The following is a 16,602-nucleotide window of genomic DNA, read 5'->3' on the forward strand; positions in this document are numbered from 1 at the left end:
AAGGAGGAGAAAGAAATCATGACAATTAAAAAAATAGCAGTATTAACAAGTGGTGGCGATTCTCAAGGAATGAATGCAGCTGTACGCGCGGTTGTTCGTAGTGGATTGTTTTATGGCTTAGAGGTATATGGTATTCAAAGAGGATATCAAGGACTTCTAAATGATGATATATTCTCTATGGATCTAAGAAGCGTAGGTGATATCATCCAACGTGGGGGAACGGTACTTCAATCTGCACGATGTAAAGAATTTATGACTCCTGAAGGTCAGCAAAAGGGAGCGGATATTTTACGTAAACGTGGCATTGATGGCTTAGTCGTTATCGGTGGCGATGGTTCTTATCATGGCGCTAATAAGCTAAGTAAGTTGGGAATCAATACAATGGCTCTACCGGGTACCATTGATAACGATATTTCTTATACAGATTTCACAATAGGTTTTGATACATCTGTAAGTATTGTTGTGGACGCGATCAACAAGCTGAGAGATACGATGTCATCTCATGAACGTTCATCCATTGTAGAAGTTATGGGTAGACATTGTGGCGATATCGCATTATATGCAGGTCTTGCTTCAGGAGCGGAGACAATTATTGTACCTGAGGTACCATTCGATATGGATGAAATTGCAGAACGTATGAAGCAGAATTTCGCTCATGGTAAACGTCATAGTATCGTCGTCGTTGCTGAAGGCGCAGGTAATGGTGAGAATGTAGCGAAACAACTGGTTGAACGCTGCGAAACACTAGAGCCAAGAGTTACCGTTCTCGGTCATATTCAACGTGGAGGAACACCAACGCCAGCAGATAGAAACCTTGCAAGCCGTCTGGGTGATTTCGCTGTACGTATGCTTATTGCAGGGGAATCAGCTAAAGCTTGTGGAATTATTAGTAATGAATTGGTTCTTACAGATATCGATAAGGTCGTTAACAGTAAGAAAGAATTTAATATGGAATTGTATGAACTTGCTGCACGTCTTTCTCAATAATCGAACTGGGTGCATATAACCCATAAAGAGCCTTCCTTTGATTAGAATAATCTAATCAAAGGAGGGCTCCTTTTTTACATCCATAGATTCCATTATTCGACGTACAGATTCGAGATTGAAGATAAGGAGCTAGAGTTCATGTACGACTTTAAAGCATTTCTGGATATACACGAGACGTCTAAGAAGAAGAATAGCCCCTATGGCTAATCCAGCAATTAAACCGATCCAATAGCCATCAGCTCCAAGTGTAGTGAAATTAGCTAATACATAACCGACAGGAAGACCTATAACCCAGAATGATATGAAGGCAATGATAAAAGCCGGAGTGACATCCTTATACCCACGTAATACGCCTTGAGTTGGCGTTGCAATAGCATCGGATATCTGAAAGAAAATGGCATAGACTAGAAAATGCTGAATGAGCTCAATGATATGATTCTCATCCGAATATAGGAATGCTACTTGTCTACTAGCGAAGATAAGTACAACGGCTGTTAGAAGCGAAAGGGCAACAGCAGTACCAATGCCAAGGAAAGCATACTGTCGTGCATCTTTCGTACGTCCCGCGCCTTTTTCAAATCCGACTAAAATCGTCAGGGTCATGCAGATACTTAAAGGAATCATATATAAAGTGGTTGCAAAGTTCAAAGCTGCTTGATGTGCTGCAATGGTAGCCGTGTTAAATTGACTCATCAGTAGGGTGACCGCAGCGAAGACAGCTGTTTCAAAAAAGACAGAAAATCCGATAGGTAGGCCTATCTTTAATAGTTCTTTCCATGCTTTCAAGGAAATCTTATAGAATTTCTGAAATATACCCAAAACCGCAAATTGTTGTCGACGGTGCACAAACCATATCGCGATGAGGAAAATACACCAGTACGTTATGCCAGAGGCGATACCTGCTCCAGCACCACCAAGACGGGGGAAACCGAAATTACCGAAGATTAACAAATAATTGAGAGTGATGTTGATTGGCAAAGACATAAGTGTGATCGTCATGGAGGTTCGTGTCTCACCGAGTGCATCAATTAAGCTACGTAATACCATATATCCGAACAAAGGAATAATCCCGATGGAAATGCCCAATAGGAATTGGTGAGCTATCTGCCGTACATTAGATTCCAAACTCATGGCATTCAGAATGGGAGAAATAACAATTCCTCCGACGATCAGAACCATTATCGCGAGAATGAGTGAGAGCCAGAGAGCTTGAATGACCTGATAAGAAACGTTGTTCTTTTGGTTATTTCCAATTAATTGCGATACGATGGGAGTAAGGCCCATTAGAATTCCACTAAGACCGACTTGGATGGGAATCCAAAGACTAGATCCTATAGCTACTCCGGCGAGATCAACAGAGCTTGATTTCCCTGACATATTTGTGTCAAAAAATGTTATCGCTGATAATGCAATCTGTGTAATCAGAATCGGTAATAAAATGACTAGAAATTGCTTGAATTTTTCTCGAATTGTTGTTGTGGGTTTCATTCATATTCCTTTCTAAATTAACCAGTAAGATGGACTTAATATTCTAACATGCAAAAGGCCCGGTTATTGACCGGGTCTTTTGCATGTTGATGGTAATATATGATGGACTATTTATAGGTTACATCCTTACTGTATCGATTGTTAGCATTCCAGAGCAGATACTCATCCACTTTCATATCTTTCATAGCACGGATTTGTTCTTCTACTTCCTTCTTGCCATATTTCGTGTAGTGTCCACTACCTAACCAACTGGCAGTGAAATCTTGAATCCATGGACGAATGATCGGCTTTTGCTCTCCAAGTGGATCAAGTTTCTTATGAGTATCGACCATGGAACCTTTAATTACAGCGTAAGGTTCTTTATCAGGATTTGTCGCTCCAAACCAACCTGTGGAGTAATGACTTGGATATACCATAGGTGCAATAACATCCACATTTTCAGATATTTTGACCATATCTTGTCCAATTCCTTCAGCTGCTGGAACGGATGCCGCATATCCGAAGATATCGACTGATACGCGAAGTCCAAGTGGGGTTAACTCTTTGCGTGCATATTGTACGAATTCAGTAACAATATCTACACGAGATTTATCATTTTTAACATATGTCATTGAATCAGCACGCTTCTCAAATCCTTCAGGGAAACGAACATAATCGAATTGGATTTCTTTAAAACCTAGTTTTGCAGCTTCCTTCGCTAGTTCAATATTGTAATCCCATACTTCCTTACTATAGGGGTTTACAAATGCATCTCCATTCCCGTTCTTCCAAAGCGTACCGTCTTTTTTAACAAAAGATAGTTTGGGATTCTTGGTAGCAAGGATGGTGTCTTTAAATACGACTATTCGTGCGATGGGGTATACATTATGTTTTTGGAGTCGCTCCATTAGTAATCCGATATTTCCAATGTAAGATTGCGTTTTGCCTAGTTTTTGAAGAGTTGGATTATCGGACTTGTACGTTATGTATCCAGCATCATCCTTAAGATCAATAACCATTGCGTTAAGTTCTGTTGAATCAATAAGATTCAGTAACTCGGTCATGCGTGATCCTCCAGCACTATGAGCTGTGACATAAATCCCTTTAACAACAGGTGCATCCTTCTGAGGGTCTACTTTGTCCGACGGTTGTGATGGATCTGACGGGTTGCCTAATGTAGTGGTTGCCTCTTTGTCTTGGGTCATAACGGAATGGATAGATGATTGCAATTTGCTGATCGTTTCTGGTTGGTCTGTTGACTGACCTGACGTGCTTCCCAATACTAATAACATTAATGCCCAAATGATGTTCATAATCTCTCTCTCCCCTATAGCGTATGCGCTCTCATTGTATGATTATATAGAAGCATTAGCCTCTATAAACAACAGGTTTGTAACAATCATAATCTTATTATTTTTTTAACCTCAAATGAATGGAATTAAACAATCCTATACATATAAAATGCCGTCTATTCCGCCAAAAATGGGGAGGAGACGGCATGAAAATCTAGCTTACTTCTCTTAATGAAGATGAGCGAGGTTCTGATGTTCGCAAATACTGATTTGGATAATCTCCATGGCATCCTGGGGTTCAAGAATACTAAGTCCGTCACGTAACATGATGAGGGAGTTCAGTTCTTTTTGTTTTAAGAAAGGCATCATATCAGGATACCAGCGTTTAACAATCTGAGACAGTGTTACGGACTCCATTTCCACAAAAAGTCACCCTTTCTCCTTTAAATTCTTTACTGTCAAAAGTTCTTGAGTAGCGAATAGGAAAAATCTTTCGTGCCTGGGCATTAAGGGTGAATCTGTATCTTATGCGATGAAATGGAAATTACGCATCTATAATATAACATAAATTTGCAGACATAACACGTTGTTTACCAAAAATCATCTCCTGCGGAAGGAACCCATAATTCCAACTGTTTCCACAATATTTACAAAGGCGTTGGGGTCCGTTTTTTTGATGATTCGTTTAAGCTCTGCTAGCTCATATTGGGTCGTGACAGTCATCAGCATATCTCTAGGTTCATGAGAATAAGCGCCTTCTGTTTTGATCTTAGTAACACCACGTGGAATTTTAAGTAGTTGATCGAGTAGTTCCTCAGTCCGATTGGTCACAATATACACGGTTACTTTAATGTGACTGGTATGTATAAGATCTAAGACCCTACCCGTAATGTAAATTGAAGCCATAGAAGCTAAGGCAACATTCCAATTGTTACTTAAGTATCCTGCCGCAAGAATGACCATACCATTCATAACAACGATAATATTCCCTACTTGGAAATCACGGTAGCGTGTAATTAAGGAACCAATGATGTCAAATCCTCCAGAAGATCCACCTACACGAAAGGAAAGGCCACTGCCTATTCCAACGAGTACCCCTCCAAACACACTAGCCAGAAGGAAATCGGTGATGACAAGTTTAACTGGGATGGTCGCTAAGAACCATGTGGTTGCAACAACAGAAAGTATACTGAGACTGATGAATCGTTTCCCCAATTTAAACCAACCTGCAATAAGGATAGGGATGTTGATGATGAAGTACATGGCACTAAGACTAAAATCACTGAAATAACTGATTAGTAAGGATACACCAGAAACACCGCCACTCAGCAGTTGGTGTGGAATAAGAAATAAATTAAAACCGCATGCTATAATGGCGGCGCCGAGAATAATTGATAATGCATTCCAAACATCTTTTAACAAAATAAACCCACCTCATATGTCTTGTAATATGTCTTTTCTTAGTAAATATTTTTATTATTCAGATTAACTTAGTAGTAAATGCAATTTGTTTTGTGATATAATGTATTGGATGTTCTTGAGTAGGGTTGTACAATAGTATTATTTTTGCATTATTTCGGCTTAATAATAACCGAATAGTAATTTAAATGGTTTAAAAAAATCCGAATAGCGCTATGAACTTTTGTTCATGCAATATTTTACGGCATGTATGGCTACCCTATACACGTATGCCGCTACTTAAGAATACAGAGAAGAATGTGGAATGTCCACTTACAAGAAAGTGGAATGTCCACTATATAGAAGGAGCATGAATATATTTGAAAACATTTGCAGAATTTGGCTTGGAGCCTAAGATCCTCCAGGCAATTACGGAGCTAGGATTTGAAGAATCCACGCCAATTCAAGACCAAGCTATTCCTATCGCTATGTCAGGAAGAGATTTGATCGGTCAAGCACAAACAGGTACTGGTAAGACAGCAGCATTTGGTTTGCCGTTGATCTCCAAAATTGCTAAAGAAGAAGAAAGAATCATGGCTTTGATCATGACTCCGACTCGTGAACTTGCAATCCAAGTAGCTGAAGAAATTGGTAAGCTTTCTCGTTTTAAAGGAATTCGTTCATTAGCTATTTATGGCGGTCAAGATATTAGCCGTCAGATTCGTTCCCTTAAAAACAAACCTCAGGTTATCATTGGTACACCTGGACGTCTTTTGGATCATATTAACCGCAAAACAATCAAGTTGACTGATGTTCAAACCGTTGTATTGGATGAAGCAGATGAAATGCTTGATATGGGCTTCATGGAAGATATTCAATCCATTCTGAAGTTGGTACCAGCAGAACGTCAAACGATGTTGTTCTCTGCAACTATGCCTGCTAACATTCAGAAGCTTGCACAACAGTTCTTGAATAACCCTGAACATGTATCGGTTATTCCTAAACATGTAAGTGCACCACTTATTGACCAAGCTTATATCGAAGTTCCTGAGCGTCAAAAATTCGAAGCTCTTAGTCGTCTAATTGACATGGAATCCCCAGATCTTGCAATCGTATTTGGACGTACTAAACGTCGTGTAGACGAATTGTCTGAAGCTTTGCAGAAACGTGGATATTCAGCTGATGGATTACACGGTGACTTGTCACAGAACCAACGTGATGCTGTAATGCGTAAATTCCGCGATGGCAGTATTGACGTACTAGTTGCAACAGATGTAGCAGCTCGTGGACTTGACGTTTCTGGTGTAACGCATGTTATCAACTTCGATCTACCTCAAGATCCTGAGAGCTATGTACACCGTATTGGTCGTACTGGTCGTGCAGGTAAAGAAGGTACGGCTTGGTCATTCGTAACTCCACGTGAAATGGATCATTTCCACTTTATCGAGCGTGTTACTCGTCACCGTATTACACGTAAACCACTTCCAACAATGGCTGAGGCTATTGAAGGTAAACAACGTATTACAGCTGAAAGATTGCTTGAAACGTTGGAAAAAGGTGAGTTGAACGAGTACAAAGGAATTGCTATCCAGTTGTTGGAGCAATATGATTCCGTTCAATTGTTAACTGCAGCTATGAAGTTACTTACAGGTGAGAAGAAGGATAGTGATATCCATTTGACACCAGAAGATCCAATGCGCGCTAAACGTCGTAAACCAGACATTCGCAGTGGTCGTAAGCCTTCAGGTGGCGGTAGCTATAGTTCACGTAACGGTAGCACTTCTGGATCAAGCACAGGTGGTAGCAGTAACTATCGTCGTGATCGTGACAGTAGTGGTGGCGGAAGTCGTGGTGGATACGCTGGTAAGAGCAGTTACAACAAAGATGGCGGAGCTGGTCGTGATTCTTCAGCACGTACGAATAGACCGCGTCCAACTAGCAGCACTGGCAGCAGCGCTAGCCGTCCTGCTAAACGTCCTGACAGTTCTTTCGAATAATATTACAACTACAAGGCGAAGTGTATCTACACTTCGCCTTTTCTTTATGCAAAAAAATAAAATACATAAGTATAAAATTATGGACTGGCATTCTCTACCGTAAATACGGTATATTATTATGTACATGCATGTTTACAGAGGAGGAGAGATCTTGGAATTTAGAGGCGCAATGGGAGGCATTTACAAATTAACAGAATGGGTTTCGCGAATAGCATTCAGTAACATACTGTGGGTGATCTGTTCTTCTCCATTTTTATTTGTACTATTAGTTAAATTCTTGATGTATCAAACGCCAGCGACAGCAAATGATCAACTATTATTAAATTGGGCTATGGGTATTTTGGCACCGTTTACATTGTTTCCTGCGATCTCAGCTTTATTTGCTACGGTACGGAAGTGGATTATGGGGGATACAGATGTACCAGTGTTCCGCACTTTTTTTAAGGGGTACAAGGATAACTACAAACAGTCTATGATTGGCGGATTCTTCTATACACTGTTGTTTGTTATTATGTTTGTTGATTATAAGGTTTATATGACATTAGATAACTTACAACTCGTGGGTGGAGTGATGCTCCTACTGCTTGTTATGCTGTTTGTGTCTATGTTTAATTTCTTCTCTATGGTTGTCCATTATCACATGAGTATTTTCTTGATTATAAAAAATGCCATTCTCCTAACGCTCATTCGTCCTTTTAAAATGATTGCGACAGTAGCCGGCTGTGGATTATTGTTATATATCACATCACTATATCCCGTATTAATTGTATTTTTCATCATTACATTAATGGCGATGTGGTCATTCTTTAACTTCTATGGTTCTTTCCTCAAAATGCAAGAGAAGGCGGAACGAATGAGACTCTTAGAAGAAGAGAAGCAACAAGGATTGACTGAGTCTTCTTCTTTAGAAGAAGGTACATTATCTAAGAATTAACCCAGTTCAAGAATTGTAATAAAATGGAGTAGTAAAACGGCTTCATTTGAGTTTACATTTCTAATCGTTAGGATTATAATAATAACAAATCCTGCGATGTTCGCCACGGTTAATCGTTATTTTGAACCAATGATGATGTCTAGGGAGATCAATAAGGAGCGTAGCTGAAACGCCCTGTCTATATGACATGGGGACTTCAAAAACATTTCTGCGATCACCCACCTGCTACTGCAGGTTCAGAAGACAATTTGACCGAACGGCATAAGCGGGATTTTTTATTTAACTAATGAATTGTAATATCAAAGCGTTTCACTATCGATAATAATCGATAGCGAAACGCTTTTTTGTTGTGACTACGAGATTATATGGCCAACCTCTTTTGTTCTGGTGAGTTCAATGTTAAACTATTATGTATTGATGGTTATTTTAAAGGGGGAAAGGTCTTGTCGTTAAAGAGAGTTCTAGTGGGGATCATACGTAGTCAAGAAGGAACGGGAGACAGAGCGAAAGATCCTGCAATGAAAACGCGCTATTACAATTTATCAAAAGACAAGGCATGGGAGGAAATTTCGTCCACGCTTAAAAAAATTCCAGGTTACAAAGTGCTACATGAAGTTCCAGGAGTTGGGGAGATTATTCTTGAGAAGAGGACTTCTATGGGACGTACGGTAGATATTACAGTGTCTGTTCTTTCGACCGGTCCTGTTCGCAGTGCAGTGGATATATACTCGGCATCGAGAGGTTCATTGGGTGATCTAGGAGCTAATTATCGATATATTATTCATTTGTTCGCAGCACTAGATAAGAAGTTGGCTAAATATAAAACATCTGAGTAAGGAATCGAGATATTAATTTAAAAAGGCGAGAGGAAGATGATCTCTTTCTCCCGCTTTTTTAAGCATGAATTACAGTAATGATTTTACTGCATTTACAGCATTTTCATAGTTTGGATGTTCTGTCATCTCACTAAGGTATTCAACATAAGTGAGCTTATCATCTTTGTCGATTACAAAAATAGAGCGCATATCAAGACGGAATTCTTTAATTAATACGCCATATGCTTCACCGAAAGAAGAAGTCTTGTGGTCGGACAATGTAACGACACGCTCCACACCGGCTGCACCACACCAACGTGCTTGTGCGAATGGGAGATCCATACTAACAGTAAGGATGATGACATCATCGCCTAACGTGGCTGCCTCTTCATTGAAACGACGTGTTTGTGCATCACAGACGCCTGTATCTAAAGAAGGGACGACACTGATCAATTTAATTTTACCTGCGTAATCCTTTAGGGATACATCTTCGAGCAAGTTTTTGCTGACGGTGAAATCGGGAGCGGAATCACCTGCTTTAAGTTGTGGTCCAATCAATGTAATAGGGTTACTCTTGAAAGTTGCAATACCAGTACGTTCTTGTGCCAATGTGATTATCCTCCTTGATTTTTTAGATTTAGTAAAGACTGTCAAGGGTATTATAAGCTTTTTAGAATAACATTACCAATCATGATGTTCTTAGTATAGAGTAGAGGATGGTACCTATGATATTTATCCGAAGTGAGAATTGGAAAAGTTATTTGAGATTGTATCCTGTAACATCATTGTTGCTATTAGCTAACATTATTATGTTCTTGGTGTTAACTTTTAATGGTGGTTCTACCAATATCGAGACGCTCTATAGGTTTGGTGCAATGGTTAATGAGGGAGAAAGCTGGAGGTATGTGACAGCGATGTTCCTTCATAATGGATTTGATCATTTATTATTTAATTGTTTCGCATTACTCGTATTTGCTCCACCGCTAGAACGGCTTATGGGATCTTGGAAATACGCTTTGTTATACTTATTGAGTGGTATTGTGGGCAATGTGCTGTCATCTGCTTATAATATTCAAATGGATAGGAATGTTATATCGGTTGGGGCTTCAGGTGCGATCTATGGGGTGTACGGTGCGTATCTATATATCACGCTGTTCCAACGGAAATTATTAGATGAAGCCTCTCGTAAGACGTTATATGCTATGCTTATTTTTGGAGTTATATCTTCGGTCATTGTGGCAAGAGTGGATTGGATGGCTCATTTCGGTGGTTTAATTGGTGGATTCTTTACGTATGGACTCATCATTAGACTGTTAGGTAAGCGACGATAAATTAAGGTTAAGATCATACATTCTAGATTGGAGCGATCATTCGCGTGGAACTGAGACAGTTGCACTATTTTATGAAAGTTGCACAGAAAGAACATGTAACTCAAGCGGCAGAGGAACTTCATGTAGCTCAGTCTGCTGTAAGTAGGCAGATTCATCAGTTGGAACAAGAACTAGGCGTTGATTTGTTTATGCAAAAAGGGAGAAATCTACAATTGACACCTGTAGGCCATTTGTTCTGTAAGCGGGTTGAGAGTCTTATGAAGGAATTAGACAAAGCAGTAGCTGAAGTTCATGAATTCTTGGATCCTGAACGAGGGGAGATTCGCATAGGATTTCCCCATAGCCTCGGTATTCATTTAATTCCATCTGTTGTTGCTGAATTTAGAAAGCAATACCCTAATGTGAAATTTCGGTTTAAGCAGGGGATGTTTCCTTCGTTGATTCGGGATGTTGTTTCTGCTGAAGTTGATCTAGCTTTTATATCTCCTTTTCCAGAGGGGCATGATCAAGTTGAGGGAGATGTGGTATTGACTGAAGAAATGTATGCTATTCTACCTCCTAATCATGCGCTCGCTCAGGAAGAATCTATAACGCTCGATCAACTGAGCGAGGATAAATTTATTTTGTTTAGTAAAGGTTATTCCTTACGTCCTATTGTCTGGCAAGCATGTCTTGAAGCTGGGTTCACCCCTCAAATTGCCTTCGAGGGAGAGGAAACGGATACGATTCGAGGATTAGTCGCAGCGGGGATGGGTGTCAGTCTGTTGCCAGAGATGGCATTCTTTCAGAGTAATCCACTTCAACCTGCACGTGTTAGAATATCGGAACCCAAAGTAACGCGAACGATCGGATTGATTCATAGGTCGGATGACAAGTTACCGTTGGTTGCACAAGCATTTCGCAATTTTTTGCTTACATATTTCGAACTTATGAGTGAAACAAAGAAACCCCCATTCGGTTCATAACCGATCGGGGGTTTCTTTGTATTGTTGTAGGTGTGTATCAATTGTATACTAATCGCGACTGTTATTGAACATCATGACATATCGTATTAACTCGAGAATGGAGATTAGTGCAGCAGCAACGTATGTCAATGCAGCAGCATTCAATACTTTGGCGACGCCACGTTCTTCGTCATTTGTTATGAAACCCTGCTCGACCATAATGGTGCGTGCACGACTGCTAGCATTGAATTCGACTGGTAATGTTACGAGTTGAAAAGCTACCGCAGCGGAGAAAAAAATGATTCCTAAGCCAAGTAGATTAGTGAAAGAGAATAATATACCTGCAATAAGTAAGAATGGCGCTACTCCTGAAGCGAAGTTTACAACTGGGAACATACGGTGTCGCATAACGAGCATTGGATAGTGCTCTTTGTGTTGGATCGCATGACCGATTTCGTGACAGGCTACAGAAACAGCGGAAATGGTACTTTCATAATACACAGGTTCCGATAAACGAACGACTTTATGAATAGGATCGTAATGGTCGGTTAGTGATCCTCTTACTGGCTCGATTGGGATATGTTGCAGGCCGTTTGCGTCTAACATGCGTCGAGCAGCTTCATAGCCGGTTAGTCCATAATGATTTTCTACTTGAGCCCATTTTTTGAATGTACCCTTAACGCGAAATTGTGCCCATAGTGAGAATATGAAGGCAATAATGATGAGTATAAACATGGAATTAGAGTTCATTTCCTTACCTCCTGTAATAGTAATACCTCGAATTGTGCGAAAAGATTAACTTAATGGTCCATGATTGAGCAAGAGCTTTAATGCTTCTATAACAGCTGCTCCCTGAGGGAGTAATTGCGTCAGCATGCGTCTAGCCTGCCCAGGCTTCATTTGTTCAATGATAGGGCTGAGTTCCCTAACTTCTTTCTCTAACTGCAACATATGAAGTTCTAGATGGGTTAGTTTGTCTGAAACCTGTTCTTCCTCATTTCCCATATTCCATTTGTCTAGCTTTTCCTTAATTTCCTCCAAAGTATACTTCTCTTGTTTTAATAGATTAATACGCATCAGACGGGCAGAGGTTTCATAGCTATAAAGGCGGTAATTTTTCTCTGTTCTACTTTCGGGCACTAATAATCCCAATTTAGTGTAATAATCGATCGTCCTCTCGCTGACACCGGCAACCTTCGCTAATTCTCCAATTCTGTACAACGTCATATCCCCAATGCGAATCACCCCACTTATATAAATATGAATCCATAAGACAACTTATCCATTGATAGAAGATTTACTTAATATTAACTATTTAAAATATGATACTCGAAGGATAACCATACAGTCAAACGTATTACTTTTACAAAGATCTCCAATGTTATGTAATATAACAACACTGGTAAGTTATTGGATAATTTATGAAAAAAGCGTTGTCAAAAGTATCCCTTTCTGCTTATAATGACATTAAGAGTTTTAAATTGTGTTAGATAATATAACATATGGGAGCGATTACGATGATGAAGAGGATGTTGGGTATTGCTTTAGGAATGTTGGCACTGTTGGCTTTTCCATTAAGTGCTTTTGCGGATGATGGAGCTACAAATTTGGAACTACAAGCAGGTATTAACTCGGTTTTCGTCTTTCTAGCTGTCATGCTCGTATTTTTTATGCAAGCTGGTTTTGTTCTATTAGAAGCAGGAACGGTTCGTATGAAGAATGCGGGGCACGTTGCTGGTAAGACAGTATTGACTTTAGGAATTTCGGTCATTGTATTCTGGGCTGTCGGTTTTGGTCTAGGATTCGGAAATGGTAATGGGATTATCGGTCAAACAGGTTTCTTCTTAAGTGGAGAAGGCATGGCAAGTTCGTTCGATTCATTAGCATTCTCAGATGTGTCGTTAACGGTTAAGTTCTTATTCCAATTATCATTCGCAGCGATCTCGTTAGCTATTGCCTCAGGAGGTATGGCAGAACGTGCCAAACTGAGTGTTTACATTATATTCGGAACGTTGTTCATGATTGTTATTTATCCTGTCGTTGCTCACTGGGTATGGGGCGGTGGATGGCTTGCTCAACTAGGTATGCAAGATTATGCTGGTTCTACTGTAGTCCATTTGACAGGTGCAACAGCGGCGCTAGTAGCAACTTTCTTATTGAAGCCACGTCTTGGTAAGTACAATAAAGATGGTAAGCCGAACGTTATTCCAGGACATAACCAAGTTTATACTGTACTAGGTGTTGTTATTCTCTGGATAGGTTGGTTTGGATTTAACCCAGGTAGTGGTCTTTCGGGATTAGGTGATTTCTTCGGATATGTATCTCTTACAACGAATATTGCTGCTGCGGGAGGTGCGTTAGCCGCACTTGCTATCTCTTGGATGGTATTTGGAAAGGGAGATATCCCAAGTATGCTAAATGGTGTACTTGCTGCACTTGTAGCGATAACAGGTTCTTGTGCCTTTGTTGAACCTTGGGCGGCTGTTATCATCGGTGCTGTGGCTGGTATAGTCGCGTTCTTAGCTGGTCAATGGTTAGAACGTGCTGGATTAGATGATCCAATCTATGCAGTTTCTGTTCACGGTATAGCGGGTATTTGGGGGGCTCTATCCACAGGGTTATTCGCAACAGCGGAATTGGCTGAAAAGACTGGGGTAGGTCAAGCAGGATTATTCTATGGTGGCGGTGTACATCAATTAGGGATTCAGGCTCTAGGTGTGGTTGGTACCTTTGTATTTGTACTCGTGGTCTCGTTCATTATTCTTGGTATTATGAAAGTCATCATGGGACTTCGAGTGACAGAAGAAGAAGAGATGATGGGACTAGATATAAGTGAGCATGGAACTTATGGATACCCAGAACAAATGAAATTAATTACGGATGCTGAAGCTTTATCCCGTACTCATAAATCGACTCCCCCTGTAAATTAAAGGGGAATGAGATTCTGATATTTCGGTTAAAGTGTGTACCGGAATATCAGAAGAGAGGGGGATCGCATGAAATCGATAAATTCAACGGATTATGTTTTGGACTTCTCGGATATTCCTGTTGCAAGTTCGTGGAGTCAATTAAAGGAACGGCGTATAGAATATCAGACGCACTTGCAACAACAACGGATTGAGCTACCAATCTTAGAATGGATGATGCAAGTTAACCAAATGCATGACTTAATCACGACGAAAGCCTTGGAAATCTGCGAGAAGGAAATGATGGAAGCGGGCTATGGACCGCCTCCTGTTCCATATTCTTTTATCGTGTTCGGTAGCGCAGGACGTAAGGAATCCACATTGTGGAGTGATCAAGATAATGGGCTTATTATAAGCGATGAAACGAATGAATTTAAAGATCGATACTTCGAATTATTTACGAATATACTGTGTGAGCAATTGGCTTATTTGGGATATGAGAAGTGCCTAGGAAAGGTGATGTGCTCGGAACCCCTCTGGAGGAAGTCTTTGAAGGAATGGGAACTGACATTAGCTGAGTGGCAAAGCGACATGAGTTGGGAGCCGATTCGTTATCTAATTATTGCCGCAGATATGCGTCATATTACCGGTGATCAAAGGTTGACCGATGAATTAAAAGGAATATTTTATCGAGGGTTTAAAGAAGTTCCTGAACTGCAATATGCGATATTGCGTAATACAGTTAGGCATAAAGCAACCTTGAATATTTTAGGGCAAGTGGTGACTGAACGTTTTGGAGATCATGCTGGTGGTTTCGATATCAAATATGGAGTCTACATCCCTTTGGTTAATTTTGTAAGGTTTATGGCATTGCAGTTAGATGTGAGAGAAACAACAACGAAGAAAAGGTTGGAGAAGTTAATATCTTTGGATAGTGATAATGTACTGCTTGAAAGCTGTCAAAAGGCCTTTGACATGGCGATACAGCTAAGGATGAGTACGCCTTGTACACTTTCGGATGGATTGTTAATCAGCAGTAACTATATCTCTGAACAAGAACTTAAGAAAAAAACAATCATGCACGAACTCCGTGAAAGCCTAGGTGTCATCAGAGGAACCCATAGAGCATTACAGCGGTTGCTGCGTTTTGCGGAGAGGAGAAAGTTATGAAGGAGCCGGTACGGGGTGTCAATGGATTGTGGAGTACGTTTCGGCAGGGAGGTATGCCGTCTGCGATAGCTTCCGTAATGGGAGCCCCTACCGCTCAGCATATGGCTTTTATTCGCTCACTCATGAGAGAGCAACGAAGACCTGAGGTTCTTAGTGTTCCTTTAACTAAACTTGAGACCGTTGTATTCGATCTTGAAACGACAGGTTTTGCTCATCAACACGGCGATGAAATTTTATCATTTGGTGCTGTCAGGATGGTGGGTGAAGAGATCGTTTCAGAAGAAAAGTTCTATTCATTGGTGAACTGCCGTAAGCTTGTTCCAGATCATATCACCGCATTAACGGGTATTACGCAGGAGATGAATGATGAGGCTCCAACGCTCATGAATGGTTTACATGACTTTATGTCCTTTGTTGGGAGACGGGTGCTAATAGCTCATGGTAGCGCTCACGACAAAGCGTTCTTGAATGCGGCTTTATGGAAGACATCAAAGGTTAATTTAGGCCATCGTGTTATCGATACGATGATGATCGCGCGCTGGCTTGAACCACAACGTGGTGGATATGGGCTTGATGAATTACTACTAGATCGTGATATTCCTATTAAAGGAAGACATCATGCATTAGAGGATGCCTTGATGACAGCTAACCTGTGGAAATCTTTCCTTAATGATATTTCAAAGCGTAGGGTAGATACGTTAGGTGATCTTTATGCTCATTTAAGTCACTGTTAATTGCGTACGCAATAGTCGATACCTATCTGTGATTTCTGCCTTGGAATGGGATGTAGGATGGATAATGCGATAGGAATGGATGATGATGGAGTTGCCACTCTGATTAGGTGAACAGATCAAATAAGCATCCAGTAATTGTCCATACCCACTTAATTTGGTTAGGTCATCTTGAGATGGGATAGGTTGCGAATGTGGGTGGGAATGAACAATTCCTACGAGTCTCTCAGGTTGTAAACAGAACTTGACCCATTCCTCGGGATGAAACATGAAAGCATGCAGCGGGTCAGGCGCTACGTTACGGATGGGCTGGAATTGCTCGATCCGTATGCTACCCGCTGTGGTAGTACCTAGTAAGACGCCACAGGATTCATGTGGTAGATGGAGAAGGGTGTGCGCTACAAGTTCACGAGCTGCGGCAGCATGTAATAACATTTCCTCATCACTTACTAAAAGCTTGGTCATCGTGTCGTACCTCTCTCTCTCATTGGCTTCTGCTTTTATGCAGAAGTCCTTTTTATAAGTTTCACTTCATACTCTATATCTTATATTTCCGCTGAACCGATGTGCCGTCCTTCAAAAGGATGGTTCAACCGGTTCAGCTTGTTAGACTAAGATGATTCGATTGTA

General features: G+C 40.6%; 17 protein-coding genes and 1 other RNA gene. 10 read left to right on the forward strand and 8 right to left on the reverse strand.

The features are described 5' to 3' along the window. Positions 1 to 15 precede the first annotated feature (15 nt). On the forward strand, positions 16 to 987 hold the full coding sequence (pfkA, locus tag BW961_RS12210; protein WP_139331621.1) for a 6-phosphofructokinase: 972 nt from the start codon (positions 16 to 18) through the stop codon (positions 985 to 987). A gap of 129 nt (positions 988 to 1,116) precedes the next feature. Here pfkA and BW961_RS12215 read toward each other — a convergent pair whose 3' ends face one another. From BW961_RS12215 to BW961_RS12230, 4 genes are all read right to left on the reverse strand, one after another. Continuing rightward, entirely contained in the window at positions 1,117 to 2,475 is a 1,359-nt protein-coding gene (locus BW961_RS12215; RefSeq protein ID WP_068587252.1) for an MATE family efflux transporter, read from the reverse strand. 107 nt (positions 2,476 to 2,582) lie between these two features. Then, positions 2,583 to 3,767 carry a putative glycoside hydrolase gene (locus BW961_RS12220; RefSeq protein ID WP_068587254.1) on the reverse strand — a complete coding sequence of 395 codons (1,185 nt, stop codon included), beginning with the start codon at positions 3,765 to 3,767 and terminating at the stop codon, positions 2,583 to 2,585. Positions 3,768 to 3,974: 207 nt separating this feature from the next. After that, a complete protein-coding gene (locus BW961_RS12225; protein ID WP_068538187.1) occupies positions 3,975 to 4,169 on the reverse strand; it encodes a hypothetical protein in 195 nt (64 codons plus the stop codon). A gap of 177 nt (positions 4,170 to 4,346) precedes the next feature. Next, positions 4,347 to 5,168: a YitT family protein gene (locus tag BW961_RS12230; RefSeq protein ID WP_068587257.1), complete on the reverse strand. Its 822-nt coding sequence runs from the start codon at positions 5,166 to 5,168 to the stop codon at positions 4,347 to 4,349. A 356-nt stretch (positions 5,169 to 5,524) separates the two neighbouring features. Here BW961_RS12230 and cshA point away from each other — a divergent pair, with 356 nt between their 5' ends. The 4 genes from cshA (at position 5,525) to BW961_RS12250 (ending at position 8,911) form a co-directional block, all read left to right on the forward strand. Then, a complete protein-coding gene (gene cshA, locus BW961_RS12235) occupies positions 5,525 to 7,141 on the forward strand; it encodes a degradosome RNA helicase CshA (RefSeq protein ID WP_068587259.1) in 1,617 nt (538 codons plus the stop codon). 151 nt (positions 7,142 to 7,292) lie between these two features. Then, complete coding sequence (locus BW961_RS12240) at positions 7,293 to 8,075, forward strand: YesL family protein (RefSeq protein ID WP_068587261.1); 783 nt, start codon at positions 7,293 to 7,295, stop codon at positions 8,073 to 8,075. Positions 8,076 to 8,160: 85 nt separating this feature from the next. Further along, positions 8,161 to 8,351, forward strand: a non-coding RNA gene (gene ssrS / locus BW961_RS12245) — 6S RNA. Between the two features lie 167 nt (positions 8,352 to 8,518). Further along, entirely contained in the window at positions 8,519 to 8,911 is a 393-nt protein-coding gene (locus tag BW961_RS12250) for a DUF1499 domain-containing protein (RefSeq protein WP_068587263.1), read from the forward strand. Positions 8,912 to 8,980: 69 nt separating this feature from the next. Here BW961_RS12250 and tpx read toward each other — a convergent pair whose 3' ends face one another. Beyond that, a complete protein-coding gene (tpx, locus tag BW961_RS12255; protein WP_068587265.1) occupies positions 8,981 to 9,499 on the reverse strand; it encodes a thiol peroxidase in 519 nt (172 codons plus the stop codon). 116 nt (positions 9,500 to 9,615) lie between these two features. Between tpx and BW961_RS12260 the strand changes: the two genes are divergently transcribed. Both BW961_RS12260 and gltC read left to right on the forward strand, forming a co-directional pair. Beyond that, positions 9,616 to 10,221 (forward strand): rhomboid family intramembrane serine protease, encoded by a 606-nt coding sequence (locus BW961_RS12260; RefSeq protein WP_068587267.1) that lies wholly within the window; start codon positions 9,616 to 9,618, stop codon positions 10,219 to 10,221. A gap of 44 nt (positions 10,222 to 10,265) precedes the next feature. Further along, on the forward strand, positions 10,266 to 11,186 hold the full coding sequence (gltC, locus tag BW961_RS12265; protein ID WP_068587269.1) for a glutamate biosynthesis transcriptional regulator GltC: 921 nt from the start codon (positions 10,266 to 10,268) through the stop codon (positions 11,184 to 11,186). Between the two features lie 48 nt (positions 11,187 to 11,234). Here gltC and BW961_RS12270 read toward each other — a convergent pair whose 3' ends face one another. Further along, complete coding sequence (locus tag BW961_RS12270) at positions 11,235 to 11,915, reverse strand: zinc metallopeptidase (RefSeq protein WP_068587271.1); 681 nt, start codon at positions 11,913 to 11,915, stop codon at positions 11,235 to 11,237. Positions 11,916 to 11,960: 45 nt separating this feature from the next. Continuing rightward, positions 11,961 to 12,392 carry a MerR family transcriptional regulator gene (locus BW961_RS12275; protein ID WP_068587372.1) on the reverse strand — a complete coding sequence of 144 codons (432 nt, stop codon included), beginning with the start codon at positions 12,390 to 12,392 and terminating at the stop codon, positions 11,961 to 11,963. Positions 12,393 to 12,682: 290 nt separating this feature from the next. Between BW961_RS12275 and BW961_RS12280 the strand changes: the two genes are divergently transcribed. The 3 genes from BW961_RS12280 (at position 12,683) to BW961_RS12290 (ending at position 15,975) form a co-directional block, all read left to right on the forward strand. Further along, on the forward strand, positions 12,683 to 14,095 hold the full coding sequence (locus BW961_RS12280; protein ID WP_068587273.1) for an ammonium transporter: 1,413 nt from the start codon (positions 12,683 to 12,685) through the stop codon (positions 14,093 to 14,095). Between the two features lie 66 nt (positions 14,096 to 14,161). Further along, entirely contained in the window at positions 14,162 to 15,241 is a 1,080-nt protein-coding gene (locus BW961_RS12285; RefSeq protein WP_068587275.1) for a DUF294 nucleotidyltransferase-like domain-containing protein, read from the forward strand. After that, positions 15,238 to 15,975: an exonuclease domain-containing protein gene (locus BW961_RS12290; protein ID WP_068587277.1), complete on the forward strand. Its 738-nt coding sequence runs from the start codon at positions 15,238 to 15,240 to the stop codon at positions 15,973 to 15,975. Before BW961_RS12285 ends, BW961_RS12290 begins: the two co-directional genes overlap by 4 nt. On the opposite strand, the gene BW961_RS12295 is transcribed toward BW961_RS12290, so the two are convergent. Continuing rightward, the gene (locus BW961_RS12295) at positions 15,961 to 16,437 is read right to left on the reverse strand and encodes a M67 family metallopeptidase (RefSeq protein WP_068587279.1); all 477 of its coding nucleotides are present in this window, start codon (positions 16,435 to 16,437) and stop codon (positions 15,961 to 15,963) included. The two genes, BW961_RS12290 and BW961_RS12295, sit on opposite strands and share 15 nt — an antisense overlap. Between the last annotated feature and the right edge of the window lie 165 nt (positions 16,438 to 16,602).

Origin of the sequence: Paenibacillus macquariensis (assembly GCF_900156375.1) — a bacterium.
GTDB classification, from domain to species: domain Bacteria; phylum Bacillota; class Bacilli; order Paenibacillales; family Paenibacillaceae; genus Paenibacillus_AQ; species Paenibacillus_AQ macquariensis.